Raw genomic sequence first — 13,129 nt, 5'->3', positions numbered from 1 at the left:
CTTGGCCTTTTAAAATATGAACGAAATCTTCCTTCTACTTCCATTAAAAAAGACGCAGAGAATTTGCGTCTAATATGGTGTCCATTCAATTTGTTTCGCAGTTTCAAACCTTTTTTCTACATCAGGCCAATTTACAACATTCCACCAGTTTTTAATATATTCATCTTTTCGATTTTGGTATTGTAAATAATACGCATGTTCCCAGACATCTAGTACAAGGAGCGGTATCGTATCCCATTGTGTAAATAATTGATGAAGTGTACTTTGCAAAATTTCTAACCTTCCAGACCGGGGTACCCAAACGAGAATTGCCCAGCCTGAACCTTCTACTTTAGAGGCTGCTTCTGTAAAATGTTTTTGGAAACGTAAAAAGCTCCCAAAATCTTGTTCAATTTGTTGTGAAAAAGTTCCTCTTGGACTTCCACCACCGTCTTTTTTCATGTTATTCCAAAATATCGTGTGTAAGTAATGACCTGACCCATGAAAAGCCGCTTCCCTTTCCCAATGCTTAATTAAATCAAATTTATTTGTTTTTCTCGCTTCTTCCATCATCTTCTCTGCTTTATTTAATCCTTCCACGTAACTCCGATGATGTTTATCATGATGTAACATCATAATTTCTTTAGAAATATACGGTTCTAACGCATTATATGGATAAGGTAATGGCGGGAGTGTATGTCCTCCAATTGGGACAGCTCGTTCACTATCCCCTCTTTCATATAATTCATATTCCTCTTCTTCTTGCATAAATACTTCCTGCAAGTGATGCTGAATATGTTCTACATCATCGCTTATTTCATACATAAACTCTGCATCTGTTTCATACTCATGCTCTTTCATACGCTCTAATAACGTCTGAATTTTATAAGCAAGCATATGGACATCATACACTTCCATTGCGCGACTATCTAATACGTGAAGAACACTTTCACACCAATTTTCTACTTCATGAAAGTAATCTGTAAATACACCTTGCTGATTCATGTTGCACCTCCCTAATGCTATCCACTTAACTATATTCAATGAAAATCCCTTATATAACTGTACAAAAGGAAAAGAAGCTAAGTCACCTTAGCTTCTTTTCCTCAATCAATATTTGTGTAACATCTTTGTCTGATAATCCGTCTCATAATATTCTAGTTCTTCACGCATCAATTGAAATTTACCTTCTAAACTCTTCATCACTTGCTCTAAAGATGCAGGTGGTGTTTGTTGAAAAACGATAGAATTTTTCCCTGTATATGCAGACCGACTATTTTCATACCAATGATCACTCTTCGGTGAAAAAAACTCTGCAATTACTTGATGGTAAATCTTATATAAAATTTTTTCAGCTGCTGTTTTTCGAAATGGCTGGCTATTCAACAAAACAAAACATGCATCCTGTCCTTCTTCACAAAAAACGAGAAGTCGTCTCATTGATGCTAATAACCCTTTATAATATCGCTCATTCCCTGCTGGTGTTTCCTCTAATAAAGAAGGTAACGTATGATAATTTACATAATTGGTTATCAAATTAATAGCATCTTCTAAAAATATAGAAACTTGTTCTGTTTGATTTTCAACCATCAAATTAGACATTTTTTCTCTCTCCTTTGCCATTTCACGCTATTTCTACTCTTTTATTTTTATGTAATTCAGCCAATATTTCTTGTACTTTCGACACCGTTCCCTCATCAAAATATTGTTGAAATTCTTCCATATTATTTAAATACAAACGTTTTTGCGCACGAAGCTCCTTATCTTTCATTAAACAACATATCGCTACAATATCGCGCAAATATATGTTTTGTTCTTCTACTTTATACACTGGATTTCCTTCAAAAGGAGTAATTTCTTGTAAAACTTCTTCAAAATATCGAACGTATAAAACCGAAAAAGTTTTCTCTTTACCATTTAATATATATGTCACTTCAGATCTGTTAAAAAAATCCTCTGATGTATTAGGTTTCGCTTTTTCTAACTCATATCCTACGTAACCTTTTATAATCATATACTCCCCTCCCCTTTCTGTCATTTTATTCTAACTTAATTTTCTGATAAACTAAATATTCTTTTAAATATACCTATATAAAAAATAGCTCGCCTATACAGGATTTTACCTTTTTATTTTTCTTGAAGTTTGTCATAATAATATTATTGTCTCAGTTTTCTTATACAAGGAGAGTTGTATTTATGTCGTTTTCATGGAAACGTTTCTTACAAATCGGGAAAATTATCTTCCCATTTGTTGTATTAACAATTGTATTCTTTCAAGCAAAAAAAGAATTAGCGGGCATTTCTTTTTTAGAAGCGATTGATACAATTAAAAACATTCCAACTGGAGGAGTCTTTTTAGCAATTACACTTGGTGCATTCGCTGTATCAACAATGTTCTTTTATGACTATGTTATGCTTCGTTACTTAAAAGCTGATATTCCTGTCCAAAAGATTTTCCGTATCTCGTGGATTGCTAATACTTTAAATGGATTTATCGGGTTTGGTGGTCTTGTTGGAGCCGGCGTACGCACAATGCTTTATCGTCCATATATAAAAGAAAATGGAAAACTTATTAAAAGTATCGCTTGGATGACAACTGCCTTTATTAATGGATTAGCCATTCTTTCATTTCTTGGTCTTATCGGAATATTAGACACGAGATTTATTTTGCATGAAAAACCATGGCTATGGCCTGTTCTTATCTTCTTCGCTCTTTTCGTCCCTATATATATCGGATTTTCTAAATTAAAAAATAGAAAAGCGACGCAAACAGAGGAACAAGAAGAAGAGGAGAAAAACCCAACTGTTTTATACTCATTAGTTTCATTAGTCGAATGGGTATCTGCTGGTATTGTTATGTACGTCATATTACTATTATTTGGCATTGAAATCGAATTCCAAAAGTTTTTAGGCGTATATGTTATTGCTGCTTTAGCTGGTGTCGTTAGCCTTGTTCCTGGTGGCCTTGGATCATTTGATCTTGTCTTCTTAACTGGGCTTGGGCAATACGGCATCGATACAGGTGTTTTACTCCCTGCTATGTTATTATATCGTCTCGTCTATTACATCTTGCCCTTCTGCCTTGGTCTCATTTTTGCAGCTTTTGAAATGACAGGAGTAGCCATTAAAAAGTTTGAAGATAAACCTTTTATTGCGCCTGCATTAGAGACAACTGGTGTTATATGGACTTTGCAGCGTGACTTTCTAGGAAAGTTAGGTTCTTGGGCATCTGCTGCTTTAACAGTATTTGCTGGCTTAATGGTTATTTTATCAACCATTCTACCGACAAGTATAAATCGGGCACACGCCTTACATATTCTAGCTCCAAAACATCTTATTCAATTTTCTTTTAGCTTATCCCTAACATTCGGTATTCTCCTCCTCATTCTTTCGCGGGGGATATATTACGGAACAAAACGTTCTTATTATATGACGATTGTTTCTTTAATTGGAGCGGCTATTTTTAACACACTAAAAGGAATTGATGTTGAAGAAACTTTTATTTTATTAATCGTACTCGCTGTATTGTATATGCTTCGTAAAAGGTTTGTACGTGAGAAAATGGAAGTCTCACTTTCCGATATCGTAAAAGTTTTTATATTCCTACTTGTAACGTTATATTTATATAAAAACTTAGGTATTTTATTTGCAGGTGCAAAAGAAGCTTTCAAACCTGATTTTGTCGTTCGTAATATTACACAAGTGAAACGAAGTGCATTAGCAGCTGCCTTTTTTGTTCCTACTTTTTTACTAATTGGTTCACTCATTGCAAATCGTTATCGAAATGAATTTCCTGGGCAACCAGCTAATGATAAACGATTACAAAACTTCTTAGATGAACATGGTGGAAATGTGCTTAGTCATTTAGGTTTTTTAGGAGATAAACAGTTCTTTTTCAGTAGTGATGGAAAAGCACTCATTCTCTTCTCAATAACTGGAAAACGGCTTATTGTACTAGGTGATCCAATTGGGGACCCTTCCTCCTATCGTACTGTATTGCAAGAGTTTTTAGCTGAGGCTGATCGATTTGGATACATTTGTGTATTCTATCAAATTGAAAGTAAATGGATGAGTTTATACCACGATTTTGGTTATAACTTCTTTAAGCTTGGTGAAGAAGCTGTTGTTGATTTAAATACCTTTACAATAACAGGAAAGAAACGCGCTGGCATGCGAGCTACTTTCAACCGTTTTGAAAGAGAAGGCTATACATTCTCTATTCATGAGCCACCTTTCTCCGACGAATTATATGAAGAGTTAAGAAAAGTTTCAGATGCATGGCTTGGTGGAAAAAAAGAGAAAGGTTTTTCACTCGGATACTTCGATCGTGAATATATTAGTCGCGCTCCTATCGCAACATTATCTGATGCGGATGGAAAAATTATTGCATTCACAACATTCATGCCTGTATATCAAAACGGATCATTATCTGTCGATTTAATGCGATATTATCCAGATGCGCCTAGCGGCATTATGGACGCAATTTTCATCCACTTATTCCAGTGGGCAAAAGAAAATGAATACCACTCCTTTAATATCGGTATGGCACCACTTTCAAATGTTGGTTTATCCACACAGTCTTTCTGGTCTGAACGAGTGGCTGCTGCAATCTTTAATAACGTTCGTTATACGTATAGTTTCAGCGGATTACGACATTTTAAAGAAAAATATAAACCAGCATGGAGCGGTAAATATTTAGCATTTAGGAAGAATCATTCTTTACCAATTACAATGCTCTCTGTAACAAAATTAATAGGAAAAAGAAAAAACAGCTAAATTCTTAGCTGTTTTTTCTTTTTTGAACTTGTACAATAAATTCTTTTTCATACTTCTTACCATTTATATAGAAATTCCCCCACATTTTATACGTGCCCTCGGCAGGAAATGTAATTCGGTATTGTAATTGCTCATCCGTATCTACAGGCATAGCGTATAAAAAATTCTCCTTCGTTTCATCCACTATATAGAGTGACTCTACTTCTCCTCTCTCTGAATGCAATTTCAATTTTTCACCCTTTTTCGCTTGAAACTGAAATGTTAACGTAACTGGTTCATTCGGATGTAATGCGCCAAATAAAAGAGAAACTTCATACTCTCCTATTTTTTTTGTAAGTACACTGTCGATTGGAAATTTCACTTTTTTCTTATTGTTCTCCTCTTTCGTTCTACCAAAATTCTTCCTAGCGAATGACTCTACGGACTTATTTTTGTCTTCGTATAAAAATATTGTATATTCTTCGTCTTTCGCTATTTTGGAAGATAACTTATATGACCCGTTCCCTGCAAATGTGGGTTTAATTTGTTGTATGTTTTTTAACTGTCCATCTACAATCACTGCCCGCATTTGATCATTTACACCACGAATTTCATTATTCTTGTTGTTTAACAACTGAAATACAATATCTACTTTCTCATTTCCCTTTCCATTTGAAACATCCCACTTTACTTCCTGAACATCTCCTACAGTCTCTTCGTTTTCTTGATATTTTTTTATGTAAAATCCTCCTGCCACAATAAGTACTAACGCAATAAGCCCAATGACAAGATTTTTCAAAACATCACCTACCATTTTTATTGTCTCTATTCATACAAAACTTCTTAAGATATATATTCTAGATTATGATTTATGAAATCCTCCTATTTTGTACATATTACAAATAATAAAAAGATTTTAATTGAAAGGATTCGTAGTGTATAATGCAAATGATATTGATTTCTATCAATACATTATAAGGAGGACTTTTTTATGAGTGTACATATCGAAGCAAAACAAGGCGAAATCGCTGAATCTATTCTATTACCTGGTGATCCATTACGTGCAAAATATATCGCTGAAACATTTCTAGAGGACGTTACTTGCTATAATAATGTGCGTGGTATGTTAGGTTTCACTGGAACTTATAAAGGAAAACGTGTATCTGTTCAAGGTACAGGTATGGGTGTTCCTTCTATTTCTATTTATGTAAACGAATTAATCCAAAGCTACGGAGTTAAAAATTTAATTCGCGTTGGAACTTGCGGTGCAATTCAAAAAGATGTAAAAGTTCGTGATGTTATTATCGCAATGACGGCTTGTACTGATTCTAATATGAACCGTTTAACATTCCCAGGATTTGATTTTGCACCAGCTGCAAACTTTGACCTTTTAAAGAAAGCTTATGATGCTGGAACTGAAAAAGGATTACACGTTCGTGTCGGTAACGTTTTAACAGCAGATGTGTTTTATCGTGAAAGCATGGACATGGTTAAAAAACTTGGAGATTACGGTGTATTAGCAGTAGAAATGGAAACAACTGCTCTTTACACATTAGCAGCGAAATACGGTGTAAATGCATTATCTGTATTAACAGTTAGCGATCACATCTTCACTGGCGAAGAAACAACATCTGAAGAGCGTCAAACTACATTTAACGAAATGATTGAAATCGCTTTAGATGCAGCAATTCAACAATAATACACTAAAGAACTTGTCATACGTCTGGCGAGTTCTTTTTATGTGACTTTTTATAAATAACTACTTTATAAAGAGACAGATTTCTCCCCTCTACTTTCTTGTAACGTTTGTTATAATGAAGTGAAACTTTAATCAGTGGAGGTTTTTTCCATCCCCCATTGATTATTAGTTGAACCAATCGGATTTTACGGGCAATTGATCTCCCGCCTAACTCCCTTGTATTCGCCGAATTTTGAAGTGGGAGTCTTATTGCCCGTTAAAGCGGGATAAAGAAATCATTTACAGTATTTCTCATAAGAGGTGACGCAGTGAAAAACAGAAGTATCGTCTTTAAACTATTTTTATTAACATCCACTTTATTTACAATCATATTCCTACTTTTTTTCCTAGGACAATCTCTATTTTTAGAGAAATTTTATATTAATAAGAAAGTAAAAACAGTCCAAACTGCTTTTGAAAAATTCGTAGATAATTATGATAAAAGTGATAAAAGTTATGAGCAGGTTAGAAAATTAAAACAAGAATTTCATGATAAAACAAATGCCGATATGCAGTTTTTGGATTCTAACGGTATTATTAAAAGTGATAACAATTACTATATCGATGTATTTAATCCCAACAATAATAAACAGTATTCCATTCCACTTAATAATCTTTTAACACCAGAAGAATATAATAAATTCGAAAATTTAGGTTTAAAAAAAGATGTAATAATCAATGTTGATGGAGTCGTACAAGAGAATAATATAATCACACCACAAAAATTAGGAACGAATTATAATCAATGGCAGAACGAACATTTCTATTCGGATTTTCAGTCAATTAATGGTAACCCTTCTAAGAACAGACTTGCAAGCCGATACAAATCTACAACTCGAATTGTCTTTACAGGTGTTATAACTAAGTTACAGCTCCCATCCAAAGCGGAGGTTCGTCTTGCAAATGATATTGAAACATTACAAGCCGTTCAATATTTTGCAGATATGATTAGAGAGGGAACTTCTAACTCGAACCAATTAAGTACTTTCATATTAGATGGCGGAGAAAATATAAAAAATAGTATCTTTGTAAAACCGATTATAGAAAATGGAAGGATTACAGAATACGCTTTTGCGATAGCATCTTTGCAGCCTGTTAATGAAGCGATGCTCGTTTTAAAAGATTATTATGTCTATGCCTTAATCATCGTGTTTCTCGTAATTATTTTGTTATCCTTCTACTACTCAAAAATCATTGTTAAGCCATTAATTAAAATAAATCGTGTTACAAAAAAAATGGCTAATTTTGATTTCAGCGAGAAATTACCTGTTACAGCTGACGATGAAATTGGCGGGCTTTCTGGCAGTATCAATACATTATCTGTAAATTTAAAAGATCGAATCGATCGATTAAATGTTGCTAATACAAAGTTACAACAAGATATTGAACGTGAACGTCAATTAGAAAAAACAAGAAAAGAATTCATTTCTGGCGTATCACACGAATTAAAAACACCGCTAAGTGTAATTAGAAGTTTTGCAGAAGGAATTAAAGATGGTGTTAGTAAGGATACTTCGTATTATACTGATGTTATTTTAGAAGAAACAGAAAATATGAACAGGCTGATTGTTGAAATGTTAGAATTAGCAAAGTTGGAATCTGGTACTTACAAACTAGATATGACGACGTTCTCAATCGGTGAATTAACGCAACAAGTCTACACAAAATTATTATTTAGCATGGAAGAAAAACATTTACAAGTGAACATCGATGCAGACTCTTCTATACTTGTTAAAGCAAATCGCAGTCGCATTGAGCAAGTAGTTGTGAACTTACTAAGTAATGCAATCCGTTATACGCCAGAGGGAGAAAAAATACAAGTCTCCATTATAGAAGCAGAAGATACCGTAAAAGTCGAAATCGAGAATACAGGAAACCCTATCCCTGAAGAAAGTCTTGAAAAAATTTGGGATCGCTTCTATCGTCTAGATGCATCGCGTAGCCGTCACACTGGAGGTACCGGTCTCGGATTATCTATTGTAAAAAACATTTTAGACCTCCATCATGCCGAGTATGGTGTGTATAATACGACTAACAGTGTTGTATTCTATTTCAATTTACAAAAAGTAAAAGAAGTCAAATAATTTGTCTTAATTTCACTAGGAGTTCACATGAAATTCACACTCTCCCTTTATAGTAAGAAACAAGTTAATCCTTTCCTTTACACATATAAAAGAGGAGAGTGCGTGAAATGAAACAAGCAGGACAACCTATTCAAAATGAAAAACAATTAGAAACTATCAAAAATATACTTTTACAATCTTCGAAACGTGATGGCTTATTATTCGTATTAGCTGTAAATTCTGGCTTAAAAGTAAGTGAAATCTTACAATTAAAAGTTAGTGATGTAATCGATGAAAATGAAAATGTTCGCCATTCCATTTTATTTTACAATGAAAAAGTGAAGAAACATAAATGGTTTGCTGTAAATGAAGACTTACAGCACGCAATCGAAGACTACATGAAAGAACGTAAAACTTGGAAACGTAATGAACCATTGTTAAAATCTCAAAAAGGAACAAAATCTATTACGAGACAACATGCATGGTACATTTTAAACAAAGCTGCAAAAGAAGTTGGATTAGAAGGGATTAGCTCACATACACTTCGAAAAACTTGGGGTTATTGTGCATACAAATCAGGTGTTGATATCGCATTTTTACAACACTTCTTTGATCACAGTACTCCATCAAAAACTTTAAAGTATATCGGTATTGCTTAATAACTCTTATACATAAAAAAGGTTACCATTTGAAAATTTGGTAACCTTTTTTATATTTCATATTCTCTTTTCTTGTCTCTCCTATACTGTAGTGGTACTCTAATAATAAGGGGGAGAAATTATGAACACACTTACAATTGAATTACCAAAAGAAACGGCTGAAAAACTTGATTTATTAAAACAAGCTTATGAAAAGAAAACAGGTGCTTCTATCTCTGAGAGCACTCTCGTTCAAACACTTATCTCAAAAGAATTTATCCAGGCGATAACTCCTTTTGATTTACAACAATTCGTCAACGGAAAAGAACAGCATTAATGCTGTTCTTTTTTTATCTCTATTTAAAATATACAAAGTTTTTTATATATTTTTAGAAAAACCATTGACAATGATAATGATAACCATTATCATTTGTTATGAAGCCAACAATTGATGAATCAACCAAACGCTCAGTAACATTGTTACCCCTCTTTTTCATATAGAAAGGCACTGTACATTCCCCCTGTTTGTACAGTGCCTTTCTTGTTTATTATCATTCAAAAAAATTTAATTGCTCCGGCTTCGGCTCACCATATGTAATGTTCATCATTTTCATAAGCTGTTTCGCATTATCTGCTGCATCGCCGCCCGAATTATTGTTAAATAGTACGTATATGTCCTTTGTCTTCTTTTTTAATTGTTCTAGTCTTTCTACCCATTCTTCTAATTCTTTATTGTTGTAGCGATATAAGCAACGCACCGCTCTCCAATTTTCCCCTTTATCAAGCCAGCCATGAACATTCCGGCCATGAAAACGTATTAACACCATCTCTGCATTCGTTACTTCTAATACAAGCGGTACTGAACCCATCCCTGCCTGTGGCTCATCACAAATTGTATGAATCCATTTCTCCAGCTCTAGGAACTGTAACGTCTTATCTCTCATTTTTGGATAAAACCATGTTTGATTTCGAAATTCTATCGCACACGGCAAACCTTCCATTTTTTCTTTTGTATATCGGAGAAAATCTACATTTTTCTTTTTACAATCAAACCATGGTGGATATTGAAATAAAATCGTTTTTAATTTACCAGCTTCAATTAAAGGAAGAATAGATTGTTTATATACATCAAACATCTCATCGAACGTAGAAAAAGGAATTTCACCTTTCATATGTCCCGTCATTCCTTGATACGCTTTTACGACAAAAGAAAAATCTTTCGGCGTTTCCATTGCCCATTTTATATAATTTCGTGCAGGTTGCATCGCGTAAAATGAACTATCCACTTCCACAATAGGAAAATACTCGCTATATGTTCGTAATTTATTTCTATTTTCATAGGGATTTATGTATAAAGAATCATGATCTCCCCATCCTGTCACTCCAATAAACAGCACATATACCTCTCCCTTTTTAACTTCATCTTCTATTCACTTTCCAAACACTTTGCATCATGTAGCCTTTTCTTTAAGAGTATCCTTATAAAAATATGATATACTATATGGAAGAATTTTTAAAATGAGGGGTTATTTATTTATGCTTCCAAACGATGCTACTGTATCTCATGAAAAACGAATTGAAGAACTAGAAAATAAAGTACGTTTTTATGAAGAACTTGTGAATCAATTACCACATCATTTCACATACAAAAATCCACATATTGGTTTACGAATAAAGAAAACTAGAACAACCCATTCCATTCAAGAAATACCAAAAGAGAATAAAGAGGCTCATTTTCAACTTACTTGTGATTCATTATTTTTATTTGAACAACTCGAAAAACACTTTGTACATATTTTTGATGCCTTTTCACATCATGTAACCTTTGTCGATAGTAAAGGGAATATTACTTTATGTAATCAAGTTGCTGCAGATGATTTCGGTGTAATACGAAATGATATTATCGGAAAACCGATTCAACAATTACTAAACTTGCCGGAAGAAAAAATTAAAGCGATTGAAACATTAAAAACGGGAACAGAAATATATAATGAAGAAGTTTTAGACAAAAACTATGGCATTATAAATAACCGAATTATTCGCGATTATAACGGGGAGATTTTTAGAGTTATTAGTGTCTTTCATTATTTAAATACAGAACGTGATGCAGAGAAGTTTTCGTTAGCAGGGCGAATCGCAGCTGGAATTGCACACGAAGTACGAAATCCTCTTACAACAGTACGAGGATACTTACAATTTTTACAAGAAAGCGTTTCTCCATCAAATAAAGAGTTATTTAAAAATTTGCTTATCCCTGAATTAGATCGTGCAAATAATATTATTACAAAATTTTTAGCCATTTCAAAAACACGGGAATTTACAAGAGAACCGTTTCCCATTAATACATTTTTACGTGACTATATTCAACAGTTACTAGTTAGTGAAGTTTCCTTGCATAATATTTCAATTGATTATAACTTCTCTAATGAATTAGATGATATTTTAGTCAATATTGATCGACATGAACTTGTTCAAGTGTTTTTAAATCTATTTCAAAATGCCGTCGATGCTCAAGGCGACAAACCTCTTTCTATTCAAATTACTAGTTATCGCCTTGATAACTTCGTTCGGATTACTTTCACAGATAATGGAATTGGTATTCCTCCAGCTATTCAAGAATATATCTTTGATCCATTCTTCTCAACGAAGGATTCGGGAACAGGACTAGGCTTGTCAGTAACAAAAAAAATCATCCAAAATCATAACGGCACGCTCAAAATGACTAGTGCTTCAAACGGTACAACTTTCACTATTTCTATTCCAATCTTACCTAAAACAACCCTTGAAAAATTAAATCAATGTAAATAAAGGACTAATGCACGAACTACATGCCAATTGTTAAACACTCCCAACAATTAGCATGTAGTTTTTTATGTTGCACTTTTCTTCTTTACATTATATAAACCTTTCTCTATATCTTACTTATTTCTTTCTAGGTGGGCCAATTTCTTATTTTTTTAGAAATGGTAGTTTGTCCATCACGAATTTAGTATAAATTTCATTTTAATATATAGTAATGACTAATGATTCTATGAAAGAAAAGAATGAAAAGATGAACAATAAAAATAAAGGAAAAGTATTTTATGGTAATGATTGTTGCGAAGTAAGAGCATGTAGCCATATTAACATCCCTAAGTCAGAACTCACAGAATTTGTTAGACTTCTTCAAACTCTTGGTCAAGCTATTCTAGTTCAATATGGATCTGGTTGCCTAGGCGGAGGAACTACGGGGACTACTGGTGCTCAAGGGGCTCAACAAGGACCTGCGGGCGATACAACTGCAACACTATCTGTATTCCGAATTTACTAATTTTCACTTAAAAAATATATTTATAATAATATGTATCGTTTAACCGTGCATTAAATCTCTCTTTATATAGAAAGGAGCACTTATTTGGGAGGATAAGTGCTCCTTCTTTACGTTTCTTTACCTCAAATTTACTCTATCTTAATCCTCTTTTTGTATGATAAATAATGAAGTCAAAGATATGAAAGAGGGATGAAAATGAGAGTTATGTCACTAATACGCATTTGGTTTGCTCTTATGGTATGCATTATTTTATGTGTAGGATTTTTTTTAACTCTAAAATATTCCACTATATCAAAAGCAGAGAGAAAAACTGTTCCATACAAACTTTTGTATACAAAACAAAGCAACATCCCTTATTCCAATGCAACAAATAATGAAAAAAAAGTTATAAAAGGAATGCTTATTACGGAAGCTCCTAGTTACGAAACTCTACTTCAAATTGCTGAAACGATTAAAAATCAATATATAAATAAAGGAATTGATGAAATCACGCTGTCTATCCATAATGAAAATAATGGTAGTTATGAAGAAGAATTACTATACGAACCGATTAGTAAAGGAACAATAATCATCACATACGATTCCCAATCCTTTGGCAGTACGAACATTACTCTTAATGAATAGTAGCATTTACCTCACAAATTAT

At 33.4% G+C, this 13,129-nt stretch carries 13 protein-coding genes; 8 read left to right on the top strand and 5 right to left on the bottom strand.

Features of this window, described 5'->3' with window-relative positions; all coding sequences use genetic code 11:
* Positions 1-69: 69 nt before the first annotated feature.
* From NST90_RS07350 to NST90_RS07340, 3 genes are all read right to left on the bottom strand, one after another.
* A complete protein-coding gene (locus NST90_RS07350; protein WP_001075741.1) occupies positions 70-984 on the bottom strand; it encodes a superoxide dismutase in 915 nt (304 codons plus the stop codon).
* A 105-nt stretch (positions 985-1,089) separates the two neighbouring features.
* Complete coding sequence (locus tag NST90_RS07345) at positions 1,090-1,581, bottom strand: YpuI family protein (RefSeq protein WP_000067557.1); 492 nt, start codon at positions 1,579-1,581, stop codon at positions 1,090-1,092.
* A gap of 22 nt (positions 1,582-1,603) precedes the next feature.
* Positions 1,604-1,993, bottom strand: coding sequence for a hypothetical protein (locus NST90_RS07340; protein ID WP_000584362.1), 390 nt, complete (start codon positions 1,991-1,993; stop codon positions 1,604-1,606).
* A gap of 182 nt (positions 1,994-2,175) precedes the next feature.
* Here NST90_RS07340 and mprF point away from each other — a divergent pair, with 182 nt between their 5' ends.
* The gene (gene mprF / locus NST90_RS07335) at positions 2,176-4,755 is read left to right on the top strand and encodes a bifunctional lysylphosphatidylglycerol flippase/synthetase MprF (RefSeq protein WP_000010848.1); all 2,580 of its coding nucleotides are present in this window, start codon (positions 2,176-2,178) and stop codon (positions 4,753-4,755) included.
* 4 nt (positions 4,756-4,759) lie between these two features.
* On the opposite strand, the gene NST90_RS07330 is transcribed toward mprF, so the two are convergent.
* Positions 4,760-5,548, bottom strand: a complete 789-nt coding sequence (locus NST90_RS07330; RefSeq protein ID WP_000232610.1) for a hypothetical protein — start codon at positions 5,546-5,548, stop codon at positions 4,760-4,762.
* 177 nt (positions 5,549-5,725) lie between these two features.
* Here NST90_RS07330 and deoD point away from each other — a divergent pair, with 177 nt between their 5' ends.
* The 4 genes from deoD (at position 5,726) to NST90_RS07310 (ending at position 9,510) form a co-directional block, all read left to right on the top strand.
* The gene (gene deoD / locus NST90_RS07325; RefSeq protein WP_000110707.1) at positions 5,726-6,433 is read left to right on the top strand and encodes a purine-nucleoside phosphorylase; all 708 of its coding nucleotides are present in this window, start codon (positions 5,726-5,728) and stop codon (positions 6,431-6,433) included.
* Between the two features lie 308 nt (positions 6,434-6,741).
* Positions 6,742-8,556 (top strand): HAMP domain-containing sensor histidine kinase, encoded by a 1,815-nt coding sequence (locus NST90_RS07320; RefSeq protein ID WP_000797518.1) that lies wholly within the window; start codon positions 6,742-6,744, stop codon positions 8,554-8,556.
* Between the two features lie 107 nt (positions 8,557-8,663).
* Positions 8,664-9,194 carry a tyrosine-type recombinase/integrase gene (locus NST90_RS07315; RefSeq protein ID WP_000806236.1) on the top strand — a complete coding sequence of 177 codons (531 nt, stop codon included), beginning with the start codon at positions 8,664-8,666 and terminating at the stop codon, positions 9,192-9,194.
* A 121-nt stretch (positions 9,195-9,315) separates the two neighbouring features.
* Positions 9,316-9,510 carry a DUF3924 domain-containing protein gene (locus NST90_RS07310; RefSeq protein WP_001094860.1) on the top strand — a complete coding sequence of 65 codons (195 nt, stop codon included), beginning with the start codon at positions 9,316-9,318 and terminating at the stop codon, positions 9,508-9,510.
* Positions 9,511-9,724: 214 nt separating this feature from the next.
* On the opposite strand, the gene NST90_RS07305 is transcribed toward NST90_RS07310, so the two are convergent.
* Positions 9,725-10,570 carry a DUF72 domain-containing protein gene (locus tag NST90_RS07305; protein WP_000897355.1) on the bottom strand — a complete coding sequence of 282 codons (846 nt, stop codon included), beginning with the start codon at positions 10,568-10,570 and terminating at the stop codon, positions 9,725-9,727.
* Between the two features lie 139 nt (positions 10,571-10,709).
* Here NST90_RS07305 and NST90_RS07300 point away from each other — a divergent pair, with 139 nt between their 5' ends.
* From NST90_RS07300 to NST90_RS07290, 3 genes are all read left to right on the top strand, one after another.
* Complete coding sequence (locus NST90_RS07300; protein WP_000937247.1) at positions 10,710-11,981, top strand: ATP-binding protein; 1,272 nt, start codon at positions 10,710-10,712, stop codon at positions 11,979-11,981.
* A gap of 223 nt (positions 11,982-12,204) precedes the next feature.
* The gene (locus NST90_RS07295) at positions 12,205-12,483 is read left to right on the top strand and encodes a hypothetical protein (RefSeq protein WP_002023636.1); all 279 of its coding nucleotides are present in this window, start codon (positions 12,205-12,207) and stop codon (positions 12,481-12,483) included.
* Positions 12,484-12,678: 195 nt separating this feature from the next.
* A complete protein-coding gene (locus NST90_RS07290) occupies positions 12,679-13,107 on the top strand; it encodes a hypothetical protein (protein ID WP_283748219.1) in 429 nt (142 codons plus the stop codon).
* Positions 13,108-13,129: the final 22 nt, after the last annotated feature.

Origin of the sequence: Bacillus sp. FSL E2-8900 (genome assembly GCF_037966225.1) — a bacterium.
In the GTDB taxonomy this organism is placed as follows: Bacteria; Bacillota; Bacilli; order Bacillales; family Bacillaceae_G; genus Bacillus_A; species Bacillus_A cereus.
Note: the sequence above shows the minus strand (reverse complement) of the source record. Positions and strands in the feature narration are given on the sequence as shown.